This is a genomic window from Ferriphaselus sp. R-1 (assembly GCF_000746095.1).
In the GTDB taxonomy this organism is placed as follows: Bacteria; Pseudomonadota; Gammaproteobacteria; order Burkholderiales; family Gallionellaceae; genus Ferriphaselus.
Genome location: NZ_JQKP01000003.1, coordinates 1 through 20,090, shown reverse-complemented (window position 1 = coordinate 20,090; position 20,090 = coordinate 1). Strand labels below are relative to the sequence as shown.

Genomic DNA, 20,090 nt, shown 5'->3' with positions numbered 1-20,090 from the left:
TTGAACAACGGAGAATCGGCACGGAGAATCGGGGACAGACCTAGCTAACCCGGTTTTCCCATTACTGCCAAATTATTAAGCCGTCGAAATTACGTTAAGCACCATGAAAATTTCAGCCATCTTGCTAATCATCGGTGCAGCGCTTTGGAGTTACGCGCTTACGTTGTCACCGTACAAAAACGAACAGCTTTTCATGGAGCGGTACATAAGCATGTCCGCTGGACAGAGCGAGGAGTATTGGAAACTTCGGGATGAAATGCTCACCCCAAAATTTCAGCTCGAAGACTATGGCGTCACGTTGGCTGCAATAGCTGTTGTCATGTTTTTTGTCACCCGAAAAGGCCAAGTACGACTTCAATCCCCAAACTCTCGCAACACTTTGATTATGCTTGCTATCACTCTTCCGTTTCTCAGTGTTGGAGGCTACGTCTTTGATTTGTTTCAGGCGTATAACCGAGGGGAATTTCCACACTGGGCAGATTCAATGGGAATCCCGCTAATGGGTGTTCCAATCCAGTTCATAATTTTGCTGGTCTGGTCACTTGCGCATCTGAGCTTTCTGCGAGGCACTTCCCAACCGTCAACCCCACTGGTGTACGCGGTGTCGCTTAAGTCTAATTGGTGGCTCCTGTTTATCTCAGCACTTACGGCCATCCTCGTACTCACAAGTGCTGCAGCAGGCCAATATTGGTATGCCATTCCTGGTGTACTCTGGTTGTACCTCTATCTATCTCTAGGAGCGGTGCACCGTGCGGCAAAGGACAATCGGGGCCAAGGGAACTATCGGAGACAGACTGAGCTAATCCGGCTTTCTGACAGACCGTAAAACGGCGAGTAACGATCGAGCGTAGACCACAGTCACGTAGGGTGGGAAAATCCTTGATTTTCCCACGCGGACACCTCCCCTTCTAGCCCCGGTGGGCAACGCTGCGCTTTTGCCCACCCTACGGCTATCGCTTCCTAGCCGTACCGCACGCGGCTCTTTGAACGCCATCGAGTCGCTCCCCCCAGAAATTCGCGTCTTGCCTGCTTTTGCCACTGCGAAGCGCCTCCCCAAATACGGCGGAAACGGCTAGAATTCGCGCTTCATCAAAAGTACACGAAGGAAGCAGAACCATGTCCATGGCCGACCGCGACGGTTTTATCTGGTATGACGGCAAACTCGTTCCCTGGCGCGATGCCACCACCCACGTGCTGACCCACACCCTGCACTACGGCATGGGCGTGTTCGAGGGCGTGCGGGCGTACAAGACGACTCAGGGCACCGCGATTTTCCGTCTGGAAGAACACACCCAGCGCCTGATGAATTCGGCCTACATCTTCAAGATGAACATGCCTTACGACAAGGAAACCCTGATGGAGGCGCAGAAGGAAGTGGTGCGCGCCAATAATCTGGAATCCTGCTACCTGCGCCCGATCGCTTTCTACGGCTCCGAGGCGATGGGCATCGCCGCCACCAAGATCAGCACGCACGTCGCCGTGGCCGCCTGGCCGTGGGGCGCGTATCTGGGCGCGGAAGGCATGGCCAAGGGCATCCGCGTGAAGACTTCGAGCTTCACCCGCCACCATGTGAACGTGAACATGTGCCGTTCCAAGTCGGTCGGCACTTATACCAACTCCATCCTGGCGCACCAGGAAGTGGCGCACGACGGCTACGACGAGGCGCTGCTGCTGGACGTGGACGGCTACGTGGCCGAAGGCGCGGGCGAGAACATCTTCATCGTGAAGAAGGGCAAGCTGTACACGCCGGACCTGACTTCCTGTCTGGAAGGCATCACGCGCGACACCATCCTGACGCTGGCTGCCGATCTGGGGCTGGAAGTGATCCAGAAGCGCATCACCCGCGACGAGGTGTATTGCGCCGACGAGGCGTTCTTCACCGGCACGGCTGCCGAAGTGACGCCGATCCGCGAACTGGATAATCGCGTCATCGGCGCCGGTTGCCGTGGCCCGATCACCGAGAAGCTGCAATCGCTGTTCTTTGACATCGTCGGCGGCAAGAACGACAAATACGCCGACTGGCTCGCACACGTTTAAGGAGAAACCGCATGACCGCTCAATCCGTTGTTGAAGTCACCGCCGCCGATCTGCCACTGGCCTGTCCCACCCCGGCGGTGTCGCTGTGGAACAACCACCCGCGCGTGGCGCTGGCCGTGGAAAAGACCGGCGAAGTGCGCTGCCCGTATTGCGGCACGCTGTACAAGTTCGTCGGCGAACTGCCCAAGGGACATCACTAAGCCGGTGGCTTGTAACGGGTAGCGAACCGACGGGCTCCGCCCCAAGTTACAAGCGACAAGTTGCAAGCCACCCGCGCCTATGAAAAAGATCCTCGTCATCGCGCCCAGTTGGGTGGGCGATTGCATGTTGATGCAGCCCATGCTGCGTCGGCTCAAGCAGCGCCATCCGCAAGCGCAGATCGACATCCTCGCGCCACCCTGGACCGAAAAGCTGCTGCGGCTAATGCCCGAGGTGAACGAGGTCATCATCAATCCCTTCCCGCACGGCGCGCTGCAACTCGCCCAACGCCGCGCGCTGGGTAAATCCTTGCGCGCCGCGCACTACGATCAGGCCATCGTCACCCCCAACTCGCTGAAGTCGGCACTGGTGCCGTTCTTCGCACGTATCCCGCTGCGCACCGGCTTCGTCGGCGAATCGCGCTACTTTCTGCTCAACGATGCGCGCAAGCTGGACAAGACCGTGCTGCCCTTTATGGTGGAGCGCTTCGCCTATCTGGCCGAGGCGCGCGGCGAGGCATTGCAGCGCCCCGTGCCTGATCCTCATCTGGAAGTCAGCGCCGAACAACGCCAGCAGGTGCTGGCCAAGCTCGGCCTGACGCAAGACCAGCCCATCGCCATCTTCTGCCCCGGCGCGGAATACGGCCCGGCCAAGCGCTGGCCGGAGGCCTATTACGGCGAGCTGGCGGCCAAGCTGGCGCAGCGCGGCTACGCCGTCTGGCTGCTGGGTTCCGGCAAGGACAAGCCAGTGGGCGACGAGATCGTGCGCCTGAGCGGCGATACCTGCCGCAACCTGTGTGGCGCGACCGACCTGTCCGATGCCATTGCCCTGCTCGCCTGCGCCGATCTGGTAGTCAGCAACGATTCCGGTCTGATGCACCTCGCCGCTGCGCTCGACCGCCCGATGGTGGCCATCTTCGGCTCCAGCAGCCCGCAGTTCACGCCGCCGTTGTCGGCTGCCGCTCAGGTCGTCCAGCTCGACCTGCCCTGCATTCCCTGCTTCAAGCGCGAGTGCCCGCTGGGCCACTTTAACTGCATGAAGCAACTGCCGCCCGACCGCATCTTCCCCTTGCTGCCCCTCCGGGTCGACGAGTAATGGCCGCCAGCCTGCCGCGCGAGATCTTCAAGGCCTACGACATACGCGGCATCGTCGGCAAGACGCTCACCCCGGAGATCGTCGAACTCATCGGCCATGCGCTGGGTTCGGAGGCTGTCGCACGCGGCCAACACAGCATCGTGCTCGGGCGCGATGGTCGCCTGTCCGGGCCGGAGTTCGCCGAGGCACTGGCGCGCGGCCTGCGGAACAGCGGCATGGATGTGATCGACCTGGGCCAAGTCGCCACGCCCATGGCCTATTTCGCCGCCTACCAGCTCGGCACGCACTGCGCGGCGATGATCACCGGCAGCCACAATCCGCCCGAGTATAACGGCATCAAGATGGTGCTGGCGGACGAGACGCTGTCGGGCGAGGCGATACAGGCGCTGCGCATGCGCATCGAGTCCGGCGACCTCAGCCACGGCCACGGCGGCTACTCGCGCCACGACATCGCGGCGGAATACTACGCCCGCATCGTCGGCGACATCCGGCTGGCACGGCCGATGAAGGTCACCGTGGATTGCGGCAACGGCGTGGCCGGGGCGTTCGTCGCCGAGCTATACCGGAAACTGGGCTGCACCGTGACCGAGCTGTTCTGCGAGGTCGATGGCCGCTTCCCCAACCATCACCCCGACCCGTCCGAACCGCACAACCTGCAAGACCTGATCGCGGCGCTCCAGACCAACGACAGCGAACTCGGCCTGGCCTTCGACGGCGACGGCGACCGCCTGGGCGTGGTCACCCAGGATGGCCGCATCATCTATCCTGACCGTCAACTGATGCTGTTCGCTGCCGACGTGCTCGCCCGCCACCCCGGCGCAGAGATCATCTACGACGTGAAGTCCACCCGCCATCTGGCAGGCTGGATACGACAGCACGGCGGCAAACCCACGCTGTGGAAGACCGGCCATTCGCTGATGAAAGCCAAAATGCGCGAAACCGGCGCGCTGCTGGGCGGCGAATTGAGCGGCCACCTGTTCTTCAAGGAACGCTGGTACGGCTTCGACGACGGCCTGTATGCGGGGGCGCGCCTGCTGGAGATTCTGAGCCAAGTGACCGACCCCAGCGCCGAGCTGAACGCCCTGCCCGACGCGATCTCGACCCCGGAGCTGCACCTCAAGCTCCGCGAAGGCGAACATTTCGCCCTCATCGAGAACCTGAAACAGCAAGCGCAATTCACTGATGTAAAAGAGATCATCACCATCGACGGCTTGCGGGTGGAGTACGCCGACGGCTTCGGCCTGATGCGCCCTTCCAACACCACCCCAGTCATCACCCTTCGCTTTGAAGCCGACGATGCTGCTTCCCTGCAACGCATCCAGAACGACTTCCGCCGCGTGTTGCTGGCCGCCCAATCCAACCTGGCCTTACCGTTCTAGGCGGTCGACCTGAACTGCGTACAAGGCCTGGATCGACTGGACGCATATTTGCAGGAATGACAAACCAAGGAGGAAGCACATGGACCTACAGGCAACAAGCACCCTTCATACTGCAAGCTTGGTACAACAAGGTTAAGGAGCCACCATGTCAAAATTGCGCTTGAGAGCATCAATGTCGCTGGACGGGTTCACTGCAGGCCCGCAGCAAAGCAAGAACCATCCGCTAGGACTGGGCGGTATGCGTCTGCATCAATGGGCGTTTGAGCTGGCCGCGTTCCGCACTATGCTGGGCATGGGCGACGGCGGCATCGTCAATGACAGCACGCCCATCATCGAACAACAATTCCACAACGTCGGCGCTTCCATCATGGGGCGCAACATGTTCAGCCCGCTACGCGGCCCCTGGCTGGATGAGGAATGGAAAGGCTGGTGGGGCGACACGCCGCCGTTCCATCATCCGGTGTTCGTGCTGACGCATCATGCGCGTGCGCCGCTCGTGCTCAAGGGTGGCACCACGTTCTACTTCATCACCGACGGTATCGAGTCCGCATTGCGCCAGGCACGGCAGGCCGCAGCGGGCAAGGACGTCAGTATCGGCGGCGGCGCGCAAACCGCGCAGCAATTCCTGCGCGCCGGGCTGGTAGATGAAATGACCCTCAGCCTGGTACCCGTCCTGCTGGGCAGCGGCGAGCGTTTGTTCGAGAACCAGGGCGACGATCTGCACGGCTTGGAGCTGGTGCAGACCATCGCCACGCCCGAGGTCGTCCACCTCAAATTTGCCCGTCCCTGAAAGGAGACATCATGTTCATCAAAATCATTCTCGCCCTCGTTGTTGCCATCGCCATCGTGCTGATCTATGCATCCACTCGTCCCGACACCTTCAGCATCGAGCGCTCCGCCGTGATGAACGCCGCGCCGGACAAAGTGTTTGCGCAGATCAACGACCTGCACAACTGGGAGGCATGGTCGGCGTGGGAAAAGAAGGATCCCAACATGAAGAAAACCTTCAGCGGCGCGGCGGCGGGCAAAGGCGCGGTGTATGGCTGGGAAGGCAATGGCAATGTGGGCAAAGGCAGCATGGAGATCACCGAGTCCATTCCCGCCAGCAAGGTGCAGATCAAGCTGGATTTCATCTCGCCGTTTGAAGGCCACAACGTAGCCAATTTGGAGCTCCAGCCCGAGGGCACCGGCACGCGCGTGGTGTGGAGCATGTCCGGCCCGATGGCTCTCATCCCCAAGGTGATGGGGCTGTTTTTCAGCATGGACAAGATGATAGGCAAGGATTTTGAAGACAGCCTCGCCAACCTGAAACAGATCGTGGAAAAGTGAGGCGCTATGGCGCTGTTTACCCATAAATCCGTTCGCACTGAGCTTGTCGAAGTGTGCATGGGTTCATGTGCTTCGTCAGGCTCGGCACGAACAGCGCGCTCGTTTCACTCGTACCGAATCAATCAAGGAGATTGCGATGCAAAAAATTTCCCCCCATCTGTGGTTCGATAAAGAAGCCCGCGCCGCCGCTGAACTCTACGTCGCCGCATTTGGCGGAGATTCTGCGGTGACGAGTAGCACGCCCCTTTCCGACACGCCTTCCGGCGATGTCGAAGTGGTGTCGTTCCGCCTGCTCGGCTATGACTTCCTGTCCATCAGCGCGGGGCCGCTGTTCAAGTTCAATCCGTCCATCTCCTTCTTCGTCAATTTCGATCCCTCGCAACGCACGGACGCGCGCGAGGCGCTGGATGCCTTGTGGGACAAGCTCATCGAAGGCGGTACGGCGCTGATGCCGCTGGGCAAATATCCGTTCAGCGAGCATTACGGCTGGGTGCAGGACAAGTTCGGCGTGTCCTGGCAACTGATCCTCACCAATCCGGCAGGTGAACCTCGCCCCATGATCGTTCCCTCGCTGCTGTTCACACAAAGTTCCTGCGGCCAAGCCGAAGAAGCGATGAAGCTGTACACCTCGGCGTTCGCGAATGCGCGCATGGGCAACCTCGTGCGCTACGGTGCGGGGCAGGCGCCGGACAAGGAAGGCACGGTGATGTTCGGGGATTTCATGCTGAATGGGCAGTGGTTCGCCGCGATGGATTCTGCGCAGGCGCACGACTTCAGTTTCAATGAGGCCGTTTCACTCGTCGTGCAGTGCCAGGATCAAGCGGAGATCGACCACTTCTGGAACACGCTCGCCGCTGACCCGGAAGCCGGGCAATGCGGCTGGATCAAGGACAAGTTCGGCGTGTCGTGGCAGATCGTGCCCATGCAACTGGGCGAGCTGATGCGTGGCACCGCCGAACGGCGCAAGCGCGTGACGCAGGCCTTTCTCAAAATGAAGAAGTTCGACATCGCCGCACTGCAACGTGCGGCAGACAACACGTGAATCGGGAGACAACCATGACGCCAACTTTCGACCCCAAACTTGACCTAACCTTCGAGCGCTTCGTCGATGTGCCGCCCGCATTGATCTGGAAAGCGTGGACGCAACCCGAGCACCTGATGCCGTGGTTTTGCCCGCTGCCGTGGAAGACCATCCACGCCGAGATCGACCTGCGCCCCGGCGGCATCTTCCACACCGTGATGCAGTCCCCCGAAGGCCAGACCTTTCCCAACATCGGCTGCTACCTCGAAGTGATCGAGAACGAAAGACTGACCTGGACCAATGCGCTGCTGCCGGGCTTCCGTCCTAGCCGCTTGCATCAGGATGAAGAGACCGGCGCCTTCTTTTTCACCGCGACCGTCGAGCTGTTCCCCCACGGCGATGGCGGCACGCGCTACGTGGCCACTGTGCACCACGAAGACGAGGCAGGCTGCGAGAAACACAGAGCTATGGGCTACGAACAGGGCTGGGGCATGGCGCTGGAACAGTTGGTGGCTTACGTGAAAACGTGGTGAGCCTTCTGGAGGAATCATGGCCGTTATGCGTATGGACAACGTTGGCATCGTGGTGGAGAGCATGGATGCCGCCATCGAATTCTTCACCGAACTCGGACTGAGCATCGAGGGGCGCGCCCCGGTTGAAGGAGATTGGGCGGATGGGGTCACTGGGCTGCGCGGCATGCGCGTCGAGATCGCCATGATGCGCACGCCGGATGGCCACAGTCGGCTCGAACTCTCCCGCTTCCTCGCGCCGCCGGTGGTCGCCGATCACCGCCGCACTCCGGTGAATGCACTCGGCTATCTGCGCGTCATGTTCACCGTGGATGACATTGACGATACGCTCGCCCGGCTCAGCAAACGTGGCGCGCAACTCGTCGGCGAAGTTGTCCAGTATGCAGACATGTATCGGCTCTGCTACATCCGTGGCCCCGAAGGCATCCTCATCGGATTAGCCCAACAGCTCGGGCAACAAACGTCCCGCGAGGATCCGATGGAACGTCAGTGATGAACACCTACCTCGCCCTGTTCCGAGGCATCAACGTCGGCGGCAACCACCTCCTGCCAATGAAAGAGCTGGTCGTCGTATTGGAAGGATTGGGTCTGCAGAGCGTCCGCACCTACATCCAGAGCGGTAATGCCGTCTTCCACAGCACAGCCGCCGCTCCTACCCAACTTGCCGCGCAGATCAGCGCCGCGATCCACGCCAGCCACGGCTTCGACCCCCAGGTATTCCTGCTTGATGCCGATGGGTTGAGCGCAATCATCGCTTCCAACCCTTTCCCCGAAGCAGAAGGCAACGCTTTGCACTTCAATTTCTGCGATGAGCTGCCCCCAGCCCCCGATCTGGCTGGCATGGAAAGACTCAAGGCGGCGGATGAACGTTATGCACTGAAAGGCAAGGTGCTCTATCTGCACGCGCCGCAGGGCATCGGCAGATCAAAACTCACCGCTAAACTGGAACGCTTGCTGGGCGTACCAATCACTACGCGCAATTGGAACACGGTGCGAAAACTGCAGGAAATGGTCAAAAACTAGGCTGAGGCAGTCCAGCAGATGACATTGCGCGGACAGCTTCGGTCTGATGCGTCTGTCCAACACTACGCCGGTCATTACGCTCTGTTTTGAGTCCGACAATGCTGTTTCCTTACAGCGCGTTAAGGAAGACTTCCGGCGTGCGCTATTAAGTGTGAATCCGGCGTTGAATCTGCCGTTCTAAGCCATTACACTGCACCCCCTTACAACTATAACCACCTTCGATCTTCAGAGGAGCCCCACATGTCCGAGTCAAACAGCATCGAATCCGTCCTGCATGAAACCCGCGTCTTCCCCCCTTCTGCCGGTTTCCAGCAGCAGGCCAACGTCTCCGGCATGGACGCGTACAAGGCGATGGTGGCGGCCTCTGAAGCGGACTACTCAGGCTACTGGGCCGACCTCGCCCGCCGCAACATCGCATGGAAGAAACCGTTCACCACGGTGCTGGACGAGAGCAACGCTCCGTTCTACAAGTGGTTCGAGGATGGCGAACTGAACGTCTCCTACAACTGTCTGGACAAGCATCTGGCCACCCAGCCGGAAAAGACCGCGCTGATCTTCGAGGCCGACAACGGCGAGGTGAGCCGCGTTTCCTACCGCGAACTGCACGCCCGCGTCTGCCAGTTCGCCAACGGCCTGAAGTCGCGCGGCATCAAGCAGGGCGACCGCGTGGTGATCTATCTGCCGATGAGCGTGGAAGCCGTGGTGGCGATGCAAGCCTGCGCCCGCATCGGCGCGATCCACTCGGTGGTGTTCGGCGGTTTCTCGTCCAAGAGCCTGCACGAGCGCATCACCGATGCGCAAGCCGTCGCCGTCATCACTTCCGACGGCCAGTTCCGTGGCGGCAAGGCCATGCCGCTCAAGCCTGCCGTGGACGAGGCGCTGAGCTTCGGCGGCTGCGAAGCCGTGCACAGCGTGATCGTCTACCGGCGCACCGGCGCGGACGTGGCCTGGGGCGCGAACAATCTGTGGTGGCACGATCTGGTCGCCGGGCAGGCCGAAGTCTGCGAGCCGGCATGGGTTGGCGCCGAGCATCCGCTGTTCATCCTCTACACCTCCGGCTCCACCGGCAAACCCAAGGGCGTGCAGCATTCCAGCGGCGGTTACCTGCTGGGCGCGATGCTGTCCATCCAGTGGGTGTTCGACTACAAGCCGTCCGACATCTTCTGGTGTACCGCCGACGTGGGCTGGATCACCGGCCACAGCTACGTCGCCTACGGCCCACTGGCGCTGGGCGCGACCCAAGTCATCTTCGAAGGCGTGCCGACCTACCCGGACGCAGGCCGTTTCTGGAAGATGATCCAGGATCACAAGGTCACCACTTTCTACACCGCGCCGACCGCCATCCGCTCGCTGATCAAGCTGGGCGGCGACCTGCCCAAACAATACGACCTCTCCAGCCTGCGCCTGCTCGGCACGGTGGGCGAGCCGATCAACCCCGAAGCATGGATGTGGTATCACAGCGTGGTCGGCGGCGGGCGTTGCCCCATCGTGGACACCTGGTGGCAGACCGAGACCGGCAGCCACATGTTGGCCCCGCTGCCCGGCGCAGTGGCGACCAAGCCCGGCTCCTGCACCCTGCCGCTGCCCGGCATCCAGGCTGCCATCGTCAACGAGAGCGGCGACGAGGTGCACGACCAGCACGGCGGTTTCCTGGTCATCAAGAAGCCCTTCCCCTCGCAGATCCGCACCATCTGGGGCGATCCGGAGCGCTACATCAAATCCTACTTCCCAGCCGAAATGAAGGGCGCGTACCTGGCAGGCGACTCGGCCCACCGCGACGAGGACGGCTATTTCTGGATCATGGGTCGTATCGATGATGTGCTGAACGTCTCCGGTCACCGCCTCGGCACCATGGAGATCGAATCCGCGCTGGTGGCGCATCCGGCTGTGGCCGAAGCCGCCGTAGTCGGCAAGCCGCATGAGATCAAGGGCGAAGCCGTGGTCGCCTTCGTGGTACTGAAAGGTGCCCGCCCGACCGAAGCCGCTGCCGCCAAGAAACTGGCCGAGGAATTGCGCAACTGGGTCGGCAAGGAGATCGGCCCCATCGCCAAACCGGACGAGATCCGCTACGGCGAGAACCTGCCCAAGACCCGCTCCGGCAAGATCATGCGCCGCCTGCTGCGAGCCATCGCCAAAGGCGAAGAGATCACCCAAGACACCTCGACACTGGAGAATCCGGCGATCCTGGACCAGTTGAAAGAGGTGATCCGCTAAGCGTAGTGTTGAACGAAGTCATCGGTGCCGTTGAAATCCTGGCCTGTTGACTGATGATCGAGGCCACCCTCTAGGGTGGCCTTTTCATTCATTCTATCTGCTGTACGTCGCCCAAATTCTTGTCCAGGGCTATCCTCAAACGCTTGGCCCGGGTCTTTTCGGCATCGCTCATCCGCGCACGTACCTTGAGCAAGTTGCTCTTGAGGGTGGCCTGCAATTTCTCGTTGGTTTCATGCTTCAGCGCGAGTGCGAACCAGGCATATCCCACCGGATCGTCTCGCACGGGCGAGTCCTCTGCCGTGTGCAGGAAGGCGAGCTCGACCTCGGCCACGTGGTAGCCCCTGCGTGCTGCCGCATAGAAATAGGCCGCCGCATCTTCGTATTCGCCCTTATCCCGGAGTTCCACACCGGTTTTGTACAGTGCAGACGGAGACTCCGCAGAAGCGCTCTCCCCGGCTGCGGCGCTGGTTGCGGCAGGCGCTGCCTCGCGGGTATCCAGCTCCGAAGCGACCGAGACTGATGTCAATAGAATCAACAACAAGATAGACAATATTGGAAGTTTCACTTGAATTCTCCATGGCGCACTGCCAGTGCACTCAGTATGGCCTTGAGCAGGCTCCAGCACTTGGCCACCGAGCCGATCTCCACCCGTTCGCCCGGTGCGTGTGCGCCACGGATGTCCGGGCCGAAGGAGATCATGTCCAGATGCGGGTGGCTGGCGGCGAGCAGGCCGCATTCCAGTCCGGCATGGATCACTTGCAGGCTGGCCATCTGGCCGCATTCGGCGGCGTACACCTGTTGGCACAGCGCCAGCAGTGGCGAAGCCGGGTTCGGTGTCCAGCCCGGATACTCGCCATCCGTCCATGCCGACAAACCGTGCGCCTGAGCGTGGGCCACCATCGCATCGGCCAGCGCATGCGCCCGCGCGCCATGCAGGGAGCGCACCTTGCAGGTCACCGCGAGTTGGCCCCGGTCCAGCGCGAGCACACCTAGGTTGCTGGAAGTGTCGGTCACGCCGGGGAAATCCTCACTGCTACGCACCCGCCCGTTCACGACCGACCGCAGGAACGCAAGCAGACGGTCGGCTTGATGGGGCTCCAGCGCAAGTGCGTCCGCCGCCAGCTCGACCGGCTGACTGCGCAGCGACACGCCGGCCTCGTGTGCGGCGTAGCGCTGCTGCCAGTCCGCCGCTATCCGGCTGACGCACTCCTGCACCCGGCCCGCTGCGGCCACCGGCAACGCACATACCGCAACCGCTTCGCGCGGGATGGCATTGCGCGCCGTTCCGCCCTGCATGGCGATCAGACGCACCTCCCCCAGCCCGGACAGCTCCTGCACCGCCTCGGCCAGCAGCTGGATGGCATTGCCACGCCCGAGGTGGATGTCGATGCCCGAATGGCCGCCGCGCAGGCCCGCCACCTCCAGACGCACCGCCACATGGCCGGGCGGGACGGCGGACAGCGCGACGCTGTGGCGCACTTCCACGTCGATCCCGCCTGCGCAACCAAGATAGAAATGCCCCCACTCCTCGGTGTCCAGATTGATGAGTCGCTGGCCGCGCAAGGTGCCGGGTGCCAGACCGCGCGCGCCATCCATGCCGGACTCTTCGTTCACCGTTAGCAACACTTCCAGCGGCGGATGGGACAAACCCGGCTCCTCCAGCGCGGCCAGCGCCAGTGCGACACCGATGCCGTTGTCCGCACCCAGGGTGGTCTGCTCGGCCACGAGCCAGCCATCACGCACCACGGCGCGGATGGCATCGCGTTCAAAGTCATGCTCCGTACCGGCGTTGGCCTGGCACACCATATCGAGGTGGGCTTGCAGGATGACGCCGGGTGCGGCAGCACAACCCGGACTGGCCGCTCGGCGCAGGATCAGGTTGCCCACCGCGTCCACCTCGGACGCTATCCCGCGTTCCGCCGCCCATGCCTGCAGATAATCGCGCAGCACCGCTTCCCGATAGGACGGGCGCGGAATCGAACACAGCGTGGCGAAGTGCGCCCATACGCTACGCGGTTGCAGGTCGGCCCAAGCGGCAGCCGTGTCAGTACCAGTCATACTAGATCCTCAGTTTTCCGTCCGACCAGTGTCGATCGGCTCTCATCTTGTCCACCACGGGCCGCAGGTCGAGCCCGGTGCGCTCCGCCAGCGTGCGGGCGCGCAGCTCCAGGTCATCCAGCGTGATCTCGACAGTAGCCCCGGCGGTCGCGACCGCGATGCTATTGCCGCTGTGACAACGAGGGAAGCTGGCGGCACGCCCCTCGAACGCCTGTTCGATATAGGCGAGCCCACCCTTGTAGCGCTGACTCAGGCCGATCAGGTTGGTCACCAGCAAGCCCTGCGCGGTCAGGCGCGAACGACAATCGCGGTAGAACGGCAGCCGATTCAGTTCGCCGGGATGCGCGTGTTCGTTGAAGCCGTCCACCACGATCAAGTCGTAACTGTCGCCACTGCTGCGCATGAACTCGACCCCGTCACCGGTGACCACGCCCAAGCGCGCGGCATCGTCAGGCAGACAGAAATGCTGTCGGGCCGCAGCCACCACCTCCGGCACGATCTCCACCACAGTGAGCTGTGCCTGCGGACAGTGGCGATACAGGAACTTGGGCAACGACCCGGCTCCCAGCCCGATCAGCAGCACCTTGCGCGGAAAGTCGCTCTCCGTGCGCAAGAGCAGCGCGGCCATCATCAGTTGGGTGTATTCCAGCTCCAGGTCCCAGGGCCGCTCGACGCGCATCGCGCCCTGCACGCACGACGACTCGAAGCGCAGGGTGCGCAGCCCGTCCTGTTCACGAATGTCGATAGGGTATCCCATAGGGGCGCGATTATGCCGCATTCCCGCCCTGCCCCGCGACCGCGAACACAGGTATCATCCGAAATCGGCGGGGGCGCAGGCATCGGGCCCTCCCTACTTTCAGGAACGTGACGATGGAGAGCTCCATGACGATGAAGTTGCTTGGTACCGACACCAGCCCGTATGTGCGCAAGGTGCGCCTGGTGCTGCTGGAGAAGAACCTTCCGCACGACTATCTGGTCGATGCACCGCGCGATCCGGGTAGCCAGGTGGCGCGGGTGAATCCGCTGGGGCGCATCCCGGCGCTGATCCTGGACGACGCGACCTGCGTGTTCGATTCGCCGGTGATCGCGGAATACGCCGATACGCTGAACGACACGCCCATCCTCATCCCGCGCGACGATGCGCTGGCGCGGATGCGGGTGAAGCGTTGGGAGGCGCTGGCGGACGGCATCATGGATTCCGCTGTCGTGGTGCGCACCGAGCGCATCCGTGCGGCAGAAAAACAGGAGCCGGGCAACATCGAACGCCACAACGAAGCCATCAGCCGCGCTCTGGCGTATGTCGCCGAGTTGCTGGGCGCGGGCGACTTCTGCGAAGGTGCGGCGCTGACACTGGCCGACCTTGCGCTGGCGAGCGCGCTGGTCTATCTGGACCTGCGCCAGCCGGAGCGCGACTGGCGCGCCGCCCACCCGACGCTGGCGAGCTGGTTCGCACGCATGGCGGAACGGGACAGCATGAAGGTCAGTCTGGCGGGACAATCATGAGCACGCCGGACGCCGACCTCACGCCGGAACAATACCGTGTCTGCCGCCAGTGCGGCACGGAGCCACCGTTCAGCGGCGAATACTGGGATTGCCACGACGCGGGAACTTATCGCTGCGTGTGCTGCGGGACAGCGCTGTTCGATGCCGCGACCAAGTTCGACTCCGGCACGGGTTGGCCGAGCTACTGGCAACCCGCCGCTGCCGGGGCGATCAGGGAACTGGCCGACCACTCGCACGGGATGCGCCGGGTCGAGGTGCGCTGCGCCCGGTGCGACGCGCATCTGGGGCATGTGTTCGAGGATGGCCCCGCGCCGACCGGGCTGCGTTACTGCATCAACTCAGCCGCGCTGAAGCTCGACAGGGCCTGACATTCTCCGGATAATCCGCCGCCATGAAACTGCTCTTCGATCTCTTCCCCGTCATCCTGTTCTTCGTCACCTTCAAGTTCGCCGGCATCTACGCCGCGACGGGTGCAGCCATCGCGGCCACGGTCGCCCAGATCGTCTGGACCAAATGGCGGCACGGCAAGGTCGAAACGATGTTGTGGGTGAGCTTCGGCATCATCACCGTGATGGGCGGCGCGACGCTGCTGCTGCACGACGAAAGCTTCATCAAGTGGAAGCCGACCATCCTGTACTGGGTGTTTTCCGCTGCGCTGTTGTTCTCCAACCTGCTGTTCCGCAAGAACCTGATCAAGGCGCTGTTGCAGGAGAAGATCGCCCTGCCCAACCAGGTCTGGCGCAACCTCAATCTCGGCTGGAGCCTGTTTTTCCTGGTGCTGGGCTTCATCAACCTCTACGTCGCGTTCAACTACACCACCGAGCAGTGGGTCAATTTCAAGCTGTTCGGCGCGACCGGGCTGATGTTCGGCTTCATCCTGGCGCAGTCGTTCTTCCTCGCCAAATACGCCGAGCAGGACAAGGAGCAGAACTGATGCTTTACGCCATCACCGGAACCGACATCGCCGACAGTTTGCCGCACCGCATGGCAGCGCGCCCCGCACATCTGGCACGCTTGCAGGCATTGCAGAACGAAGGCCGCTTGCTGCTGGCCGGCCCCTTTCCCGCCGTGGATGCGGTCGATCCCGGCGCAGCAGGCTACACCGGCAGCCTGATCGTGGCGGAATTCACCTCGCTGGAAGCGGCCCAAGCCTGGGCCGAGGCCGATCCTTATGTCAGCGCAGGCGTGTACGCCAGCGTCAGCGTCCGCCCCTTCAGAAAGGTGTTCCCGGCATGAGCCGCATGACCGCCATCCGCGAACGACTCGCAGACCTGGAGCCGATCGAACTGCAACTGCTGGACGACAGCGCCGCCCATGCCGGACATGCGGGCGCACGCAGCGGCGGCGGGCATTTCCGCCTGCGCATCGTGTCTGCCGCGTTCGCTGGCAAGCACACCGTGGCGCGGCACCGCATGGTATATTCCGCGCTGCAAAATTTGATGACGGGCGACATCCACGCCCTTACCATCACCGCCCTCACCCCCGAGGAATCGAACTCACTTTAGAGAGGAAAGTTCATGTTGAAAGTAGCAAAACCTGCCCTGATCGCTCTGGCTCTGCTGGCCGCCTTCCCGGCTTCTGCCGAAGACAAGTCCGCCGCGCTGGTGAATGGCGTATCCATTCCTCAATCCCGTGTGGATGCCCGCGTCAAGGCGATGGCCGCACAAGGTCAGCCGGACAGCCCCGAATTGCGCAAAGGCATCAAGGACAGCCTCATCAATCTGGAACTGCTGTCGCAGGCCGCCACCAAGCGTGGTCTGGACAAGAGTGCCGATGTCCAGACACAGATGGAGATGATCCGTCAGAACGTGCTGGCCGACGCATATGTGCAGGATTACATCAAGACCCATCCCGTCAGCGAGGATGCCGTCAAGGCCGAATACAACCGCCTCAAGGCTCAGTCCAGCAAGAGCGAATACAAGGCGCGCCACATCCTGGTGAAGACCGAAGCCGAAGCCAAGGACATCGTCGCCAAGCTGAAGAAAGGTGCGAAGTTCGAGGCGCTGGCCGCCAAGTCGATGGACCCGGGTTCCGCCAAGCAGGGTGGCGATCTGGGCTGGGCCGACCCCAAGGGCTTCGTGCCTGAGTTCGGCAACGCCTTGAGCCGCCTGAGCAAGGGCCAGGTCAGCGAGCCGGTGCAGACCCAGTTCGGCTGGCACGTCATCCGTCTGGACGACACGCGCGAACACAAGACTCCCGAGTACGAACAGGTCAAGCCGCAGATCACCCAGTTCCTGCAACAGCAACAAGTCCAGCAGGCGGTCACCGAGCTGCGCAACGCTGCCAAGATCGAATAAGATCGCTGGCACGCCACCAAGTAAAAACGCCCCATCGGGGCGTTTTTATTTTGGGTGCCGAAGCGGTCATCTCTGCTCGACCTTGAGCTGCCAGGCCGAATGGCAGGCCACACATTTGCCCATGCTGGCCGACAACATCCCCAGCAGCTCGCCCGCTGGTTTGCCGGCTTCCGCAGCCGCCGCCAGATCGTCCATGTCGTGATGCACACTCATGCCCAGCGACTTGAATTCCATAGGCAGCTTGGCCATCAGTGCCGGGTTCACGTCCACCGCCGAAGCCATGCCGACGGCGCGTGCCGATTGCGCCACCTGCTTCATGTCATTCTGCTGGATGCCCTGCACGATGCCTTGTGTCGCCGCCAGCAGGCCGCGCATCTCGCCCAGGATCAGGCCTCGTTCCCCGGCTTCAAGCACCACGGCTTTGCGCCCATCGCTACCTGTCTCGGTGTACCCATGCACAAAGAACCAGCCGAACACCACGATGGTCGCCACCCACAGAATGATGGCGATGGATGCGATACGTTTGCTACTGGCCATGGTGAATCTCCAATCAAGTTAGTCAGGAATGTGCAAGATACGGGGTCTCTGCCACCCCGTCTGTGAGCAAAGTCACATGGCGATGTTTTTCGTCTTGACCTCGCTCAACTCACGCCCGCGCTGGGCGGTGATATGATGCCGACTCGATAATCGTTGAGGAGCCGTTTCGTGAGCATACGCACCATCCCTACCCAAGCATTCTCCGATCAAAAGCCCGGCACCTCCGGCCTGCGCAAAAAAGTCACCGTCTTCCAGAAACCGCACTATCTGGAAAACTTTGTCCAAAGCATCTTCGATACCATCGCTGCCCCGCAAGGCGCGACACTGGTGGTGGGCGGCGACGGCCGCTATTACAACCGCAGCGCGATCCAGACCATCCTGAAGATGGCCGCCGCCAACGGTTTTGGCCGCGTGCTGGTTGGACGCGGCGGCATTCTCTCCACTCCGGCGGCCTCCTGCGTGATACGCAAATATGAGACCTACGGCGGCATCATCCTGTCGGCCAGCCACAACCCTGGCGGCCCGGACGGCGACTTCGGCATCAAATACAACGGCGAGAACGGCGGCCCGGCCACCGAAACCGTGACCGAAGCCATCTACGCGCGCAGCAAGGAGATCAGCGCATACAAGATACTCGCCGCCGCTGATGTCTCATTGGACGAGCTGGCCGAATTCTCGCTGGGCTCGATGCGCGTGGAAGTCATCGACCCGGTGGCCGATTACGCCGAGCTGATGGAATCGCTGTTCGACTTCCCCGCCATTCGCGCCTTGCTGGCAGGCGGCTTCCGCCTCAAGTTCGATGCCATGCACGCCGTCACCGGCCCTTACGCCCGCGACATCCTGGTCGACCGCCTCGGCGCGCCCGCCGACAGCGTGATGAACGCCGTGCCGCTGGAAGACTTCGGCAACGGCCACCCCGACCCCAACCTGACTTACGCCCATGATCTGGTCGAGATCGTCTACGGTGCAGATGCGCCCGACTTCGGCGCAGCTTCCGACGGCGACGGCGACCGCAACATGATTCTCGGCCAGCGCTTCTTTGTGACGCCGTCCGACAGCCTCGCGCTGCTGGCCGCCAACGCCACGCTCGCCCCCGGCTACAAGGGCGGCATCGCCGGCATCGCCCGCTCCATGCCCACCAGCGCCGCCGCCGACCGCGTCGCCGCCGCTCTGGGCCTGCCCTGCTTCGAGACCCCCACCGGCTGGAAATTCTTCGGCAACCTGATGGACGCGGGCAAAGTCACCCTGTGCGGTGAAGAAAGCTTCGGCACCGGCTCCAACCACGTGCGTGAAAAAGACGGCCTGTGGGCGGTGCTGTTCTGGCTCAACATCGTCGCCGCGCGCAAGCAATCGGTGGAAAGCATCGTGCGCGAACACTGGGCCAAATATGGCCGCAACTTCTACTCCCGCTACGACTACGAAGCCCTGCCGACCGAAGCCGCCAACGGCGTGATGACGCACCTGCGCGACAGCTTCGCCACCCTGCCCGGCCAGGTGTTCGGCAACTACACCGTCGCCACCTGCGATGACTTCAGCTACACCGACCCGGTGGACGGCAGCGTCAGCACTAAACAAGGCATCCGCATCCTGTTCGCCGACGGCTCCCGCATCATCTACCGCCTCTCCGGCACCGGCACCGAAGGCGCCACCTTGCGCGTCTACCTCGAAGCCTATGAAGCGGATGTCGCCCGCCACGGGTTGGATGCTCAGGAAGCGTTAAAGGAGCTAATTGCAATTGCGCTGCAACTGTCTGAGTTGAAAGGCAGGACGGGGCGTGAACAGCCGACGGTTATTACGTGATTTGGGGAAGGCTGGGGGTTCGTAAACTTACCCCAGCCTACAGAACTAAGCTATGCATCCATACGTAGCACCAAATTGGGAACCTGCAGAAACCCAGACAACTCTAGGTAACGGCGGTAAATCCCCGGTGCGGATCGCAACCGCGCCGTTAGGTGGCTAAGAAACTTAGCGGGCAACCCCGCCAAGCTCTTCGTCCCCACCAAAGCCAACTATTAACCAGTTGGCAGTACTGCCAGCGCAAACAGGGTGAAAACCATGTTCAAGCTGTCAATCGAACTGACGTTGAGTGTTCAGCAGCTCCAAGCAATTATTGGCCTGTTGATGCTCTCTTTCAGTTAGCATCATCCCAGCCTCTTCGGAGGCTGGGATCTCATAACCTTGCGTAAGGTTTATGTCTAACCTTACGTTTGTGCCGATGCCTACCGACACGGCTAATTAACTACAGATTGGGCGCTCAGATGAATAAGAGCATTGTGACACTGCTACTGATTTGCTTTCTAGTTGGCTGCAATAGCGAGAATACTGAAGGCATTAAGGGTGCCAAAGGTGAAACCTCTGTGAGGTATGTAATTTGCGGAGCAGGTGAGACTAACTGCTTTGTTAGTGCTAGGTTCAAAGACCTTGATGGCTGCGAGCGTCACAAAAAATGGTCTGAAATGCTATGCGATAGCCAATCACACCCTGAGAAAATGATTTGTGAGAAAGATAGTGGTTCCCAAATTGCTTTTTCCTATTGCACTCTGTAGCCCGCGTAGGGCAATGGAATGGACACCTCCCCCTAAACGGCATCGAGATGTGCCAGACTGGAGATGGCAAACAACCAGTCAACAGAGGGAGGTGTGAAATGGATATTACGCGTATTGGCATAGACCTGGCAAAGAACGTATTCCAGATACACGGAGTGGATCGTGCGGGCAAGGTGATTGTCAGGAAGCAATTGCGGCGCAACCAGATGCAGGCATACTTTGGCAAACTGCCAGCGACATTGATCGGCATGGAAGCCTGTGGAAGCTCACACTACTGGGCGCGGGAGCTGGGCAAAATGGGACATGACGTGCGACTGATGTCG

The 20,090-nt window shown here is 61.5% G+C and carries 24 protein-coding genes and 1 pseudogene; 21 read left to right on the top strand and 4 right to left on the bottom strand.

Features of this window, described 5'->3' with window-relative positions; all coding sequences use genetic code 11:
- The first annotated feature begins 103 nt into the window (after positions 1-103).
- The 13 genes from DM08_RS04490 to acs all read left to right on the top strand — a co-directional run bounded on the left by DM08_RS04490 (position 104) and on the right by acs (position 10,826).
- Entirely contained in the window at positions 104-826 is a 723-nt protein-coding gene (locus tag DM08_RS04490) for a hypothetical protein (protein WP_035383459.1), read from the top strand.
- A gap of 290 nt (positions 827-1,116) precedes the next feature.
- Positions 1,117-2,037, top strand: coding sequence for a branched-chain amino acid transaminase (locus DM08_RS04485; RefSeq protein ID WP_035383458.1), 921 nt, complete (start codon positions 1,117-1,119; stop codon positions 2,035-2,037).
- Positions 2,038-2,048: 11 nt separating this feature from the next.
- Positions 2,049-2,237, top strand: a complete 189-nt coding sequence (locus DM08_RS04480; protein WP_035383457.1) for a zinc-finger domain-containing protein — start codon at positions 2,049-2,051, stop codon at positions 2,235-2,237.
- A 79-nt stretch (positions 2,238-2,316) separates the two neighbouring features.
- A complete protein-coding gene (gene waaF, locus DM08_RS04475; RefSeq protein WP_035383456.1) occupies positions 2,317-3,330 on the top strand; it encodes a lipopolysaccharide heptosyltransferase II in 1,014 nt (337 codons plus the stop codon).
- Positions 3,330-4,709: a phosphomannomutase/phosphoglucomutase gene (locus DM08_RS04470; RefSeq protein WP_035383455.1), complete on the top strand. Its 1,380-nt coding sequence runs from the start codon at positions 3,330-3,332 to the stop codon at positions 4,707-4,709. Before waaF ends, DM08_RS04470 begins: the two co-directional genes overlap by 1 nt.
- 145 nt (positions 4,710-4,854) lie before the next feature.
- Positions 4,855-5,499 carry a dihydrofolate reductase family protein gene (locus DM08_RS04465; RefSeq protein WP_035383454.1) on the top strand — a complete coding sequence of 215 codons (645 nt, stop codon included), beginning with the start codon at positions 4,855-4,857 and terminating at the stop codon, positions 5,497-5,499.
- An 11-nt stretch (positions 5,500-5,510) separates the two neighbouring features.
- Positions 5,511-6,038: an SRPBCC family protein gene (locus DM08_RS04460; protein WP_035383453.1), complete on the top strand. Its 528-nt coding sequence runs from the start codon at positions 5,511-5,513 to the stop codon at positions 6,036-6,038.
- A 136-nt stretch (positions 6,039-6,174) separates the two neighbouring features.
- Complete coding sequence (locus DM08_RS04455; protein ID WP_035383452.1) at positions 6,175-7,080, top strand: VOC family protein; 906 nt, start codon at positions 6,175-6,177, stop codon at positions 7,078-7,080.
- 14 nt (positions 7,081-7,094) lie between these two features.
- Positions 7,095-7,592: an SRPBCC family protein gene (locus DM08_RS04450; protein WP_035383451.1), complete on the top strand. Its 498-nt coding sequence runs from the start codon at positions 7,095-7,097 to the stop codon at positions 7,590-7,592.
- Between the two features lie 16 nt (positions 7,593-7,608).
- Positions 7,609-8,082, top strand: coding sequence for a VOC family protein (locus DM08_RS04445; protein ID WP_035383450.1), 474 nt, complete (start codon positions 7,609-7,611; stop codon positions 8,080-8,082).
- On the top strand, positions 8,082-8,612 hold the full coding sequence (locus tag DM08_RS04440; RefSeq protein ID WP_035383449.1) for a DUF1697 domain-containing protein: 531 nt from the start codon (positions 8,082-8,084) through the stop codon (positions 8,610-8,612). Before DM08_RS04445 ends, DM08_RS04440 begins: the two co-directional genes overlap by 1 nt.
- Positions 8,613-8,658: 46 nt before the next feature.
- Complete coding sequence (locus DM08_RS13160; RefSeq protein WP_237560224.1) at positions 8,659-8,793, top strand: hypothetical protein; 135 nt, start codon at positions 8,659-8,661, stop codon at positions 8,791-8,793.
- 59 nt (positions 8,794-8,852) lie between these two features.
- Positions 8,853-10,826 (top strand): acetate--CoA ligase, encoded by a 1,974-nt coding sequence (gene acs, locus DM08_RS04435; RefSeq protein WP_035383448.1) that lies wholly within the window; start codon positions 8,853-8,855, stop codon positions 10,824-10,826.
- Positions 10,827-10,914: 88 nt separating this feature from the next.
- On the opposite strand, the gene DM08_RS04430 is transcribed toward acs, so the two are convergent.
- From DM08_RS04430 to DM08_RS04420, 3 genes are read right to left on the bottom strand one after another with little or no spacing between them, the layout of a single operon-like run.
- Entirely contained in the window at positions 10,915-11,391 is a 477-nt protein-coding gene (locus DM08_RS04430; protein ID WP_035383447.1) for a hypothetical protein, read from the bottom strand.
- Entirely contained in the window at positions 11,388-12,884 is a 1,497-nt protein-coding gene (pepD, locus tag DM08_RS04425) for a beta-Ala-His dipeptidase (RefSeq protein WP_035383446.1), read from the bottom strand. The genes DM08_RS04430 and pepD overlap by 4 nt, the downstream gene beginning before the upstream one ends.
- Before the next feature lies 1 nt (position 12,885).
- Positions 12,886-13,641, bottom strand: coding sequence for a fused MFS/spermidine synthase (locus DM08_RS04420; RefSeq protein ID WP_051937794.1), 756 nt, complete (start codon positions 13,639-13,641; stop codon positions 12,886-12,888).
- Positions 13,642-13,766: 125 nt separating this feature from the next.
- On the opposite strand from DM08_RS04420, the gene DM08_RS04415 reads away from it, so the two are divergent.
- Genes DM08_RS04415 through DM08_RS04390 form a run of 6 tightly spaced genes read left to right on the top strand, consistent with a single transcriptional unit; the run spans position 13,767 to position 16,684 of the window.
- Entirely contained in the window at positions 13,767-14,387 is a 621-nt protein-coding gene (locus DM08_RS04415; protein WP_237560223.1) for a glutathione S-transferase N-terminal domain-containing protein, read from the top strand.
- Positions 14,384-14,755: a peptide-methionine (R)-S-oxide reductase MsrB gene (msrB, locus tag DM08_RS04410; RefSeq protein WP_035383444.1), complete on the top strand. Its 372-nt coding sequence runs from the start codon at positions 14,384-14,386 to the stop codon at positions 14,753-14,755. Before DM08_RS04415 ends, msrB begins: the two co-directional genes overlap by 4 nt.
- A 23-nt stretch (positions 14,756-14,778) precedes the next feature.
- Positions 14,779-15,321, top strand: coding sequence for a septation protein A (locus DM08_RS04405; protein ID WP_035383443.1), 543 nt, complete (start codon positions 14,779-14,781; stop codon positions 15,319-15,321).
- Complete coding sequence (locus tag DM08_RS04400) at positions 15,321-15,623, top strand: YciI family protein (RefSeq protein ID WP_035383442.1); 303 nt, start codon at positions 15,321-15,323, stop codon at positions 15,621-15,623. Before DM08_RS04405 ends, DM08_RS04400 begins: the two co-directional genes overlap by 1 nt.
- The gene (locus DM08_RS04395) at positions 15,620-15,892 is read left to right on the top strand and encodes a BolA family protein (protein WP_035383441.1); all 273 of its coding nucleotides are present in this window, start codon (positions 15,620-15,622) and stop codon (positions 15,890-15,892) included. Before DM08_RS04400 ends, DM08_RS04395 begins: the two co-directional genes overlap by 4 nt.
- Before the next feature lie 12 nt (positions 15,893-15,904).
- Positions 15,905-16,684 (top strand): peptidylprolyl isomerase, encoded by a 780-nt coding sequence (locus tag DM08_RS04390; RefSeq protein ID WP_035383440.1) that lies wholly within the window; start codon positions 15,905-15,907, stop codon positions 16,682-16,684.
- A gap of 66 nt (positions 16,685-16,750) precedes the next feature.
- On the opposite strand, the gene DM08_RS04385 is transcribed toward DM08_RS04390, so the two are convergent.
- Positions 16,751-17,221, bottom strand: coding sequence for a hypothetical protein (locus DM08_RS04385; RefSeq protein WP_035383439.1), 471 nt, complete (start codon positions 17,219-17,221; stop codon positions 16,751-16,753).
- A gap of 168 nt (positions 17,222-17,389) precedes the next feature.
- Here DM08_RS04385 and DM08_RS04380 point away from each other — a divergent pair, with 168 nt between their 5' ends.
- Together DM08_RS04380 and DM08_RS04375 are read left to right on the top strand one after the other, a co-directional pair.
- Entirely contained in the window at positions 17,390-19,021 is a 1,632-nt protein-coding gene (locus DM08_RS04380) for an alpha-D-glucose phosphate-specific phosphoglucomutase (RefSeq protein ID WP_035383438.1), read from the top strand.
- Positions 19,022-19,865: 844 nt separating this feature from the next.
- Positions 19,866-20,090: pseudogene (locus tag DM08_RS04375) on the top strand (IS110 family transposase); the annotation flags it as partial.

What these genes read in the sequence shown, in the direction of transcription:
- pepD (WP_035383446.1), bottom strand. Translation starts at nt 12,884, where the DNA reads ATGACTGGTACTGACACGGCTGCCGCTTGGGCCGACCTGCAACCGCGT.
- DM08_RS04445 (WP_035383450.1), top strand. Translation starts at nt 7,609, where the DNA reads ATGGCCGTTATGCGTATGGACAACGTTGGCATCGTGGTGGAGAGCATG.
- DM08_RS04465 (WP_035383454.1), top strand. Translation starts at nt 4,855, where the DNA reads ATGTCAAAATTGCGCTTGAGAGCATCAATGTCGCTGGACGGGTTCACT.
- DM08_RS04490 (WP_035383459.1), top strand. Translation starts at nt 104, where the DNA reads ATGAAAATTTCAGCCATCTTGCTAATCATCGGTGCAGCGCTTTGGAGT.
- msrB (WP_035383444.1), top strand. Translation starts at nt 14,384, where the DNA reads ATGAGCACGCCGGACGCCGACCTCACGCCGGAACAATACCGTGTCTGC.
- DM08_RS04440 (WP_035383449.1), top strand. Translation starts at nt 8,082, where the DNA reads ATGAACACCTACCTCGCCCTGTTCCGAGGCATCAACGTCGGCGGCAAC.
- DM08_RS04405 (WP_035383443.1), top strand. Translation starts at nt 14,779, where the DNA reads ATGAAACTGCTCTTCGATCTCTTCCCCGTCATCCTGTTCTTCGTCACC.
- DM08_RS04395 (WP_035383441.1), top strand. Translation starts at nt 15,620, where the DNA reads ATGAGCCGCATGACCGCCATCCGCGAACGACTCGCAGACCTGGAGCCG.
- DM08_RS04385 (WP_035383439.1), bottom strand. Translation starts at nt 17,221, where the DNA reads ATGGCCAGTAGCAAACGTATCGCATCCATCGCCATCATTCTGTGGGTG.
- DM08_RS04470 (WP_035383455.1), top strand. Translation starts at nt 3,330, where the DNA reads ATGGCCGCCAGCCTGCCGCGCGAGATCTTCAAGGCCTACGACATACGC.
- DM08_RS04420 (WP_051937794.1), bottom strand. Translation starts at nt 13,641, where the DNA reads ATGGGATACCCTATCGACATTCGTGAACAGGACGGGCTGCGCACCCTG.
- DM08_RS04455 (WP_035383452.1), top strand. Translation starts at nt 6,175, where the DNA reads ATGCAAAAAATTTCCCCCCATCTGTGGTTCGATAAAGAAGCCCGCGCC.
- waaF (WP_035383456.1), top strand. Translation starts at nt 2,317, where the DNA reads ATGAAAAAGATCCTCGTCATCGCGCCCAGTTGGGTGGGCGATTGCATG.
- DM08_RS04400 (WP_035383442.1), top strand. Translation starts at nt 15,321, where the DNA reads ATGCTTTACGCCATCACCGGAACCGACATCGCCGACAGTTTGCCGCAC.
- DM08_RS04450 (WP_035383451.1), top strand. Translation starts at nt 7,095, where the DNA reads ATGACGCCAACTTTCGACCCCAAACTTGACCTAACCTTCGAGCGCTTC.
- DM08_RS04390 (WP_035383440.1), top strand. Translation starts at nt 15,905, where the DNA reads ATGTTGAAAGTAGCAAAACCTGCCCTGATCGCTCTGGCTCTGCTGGCC.
- DM08_RS04415 (WP_237560223.1), top strand. Translation starts at nt 13,767, where the DNA reads ATGACGATGAAGTTGCTTGGTACCGACACCAGCCCGTATGTGCGCAAG.
- acs (WP_035383448.1), top strand. Translation starts at nt 8,853, where the DNA reads ATGTCCGAGTCAAACAGCATCGAATCCGTCCTGCATGAAACCCGCGTC.
- DM08_RS04460 (WP_035383453.1), top strand. Translation starts at nt 5,511, where the DNA reads ATGTTCATCAAAATCATTCTCGCCCTCGTTGTTGCCATCGCCATCGTG.
- DM08_RS04485 (WP_035383458.1), top strand. Translation starts at nt 1,117, where the DNA reads ATGTCCATGGCCGACCGCGACGGTTTTATCTGGTATGACGGCAAACTC.
- DM08_RS13160 (WP_237560224.1), top strand. Translation starts at nt 8,659, where the DNA reads ATGCGTCTGTCCAACACTACGCCGGTCATTACGCTCTGTTTTGAGTCC.
- DM08_RS04480 (WP_035383457.1), top strand. Translation starts at nt 2,049, where the DNA reads ATGACCGCTCAATCCGTTGTTGAAGTCACCGCCGCCGATCTGCCACTG.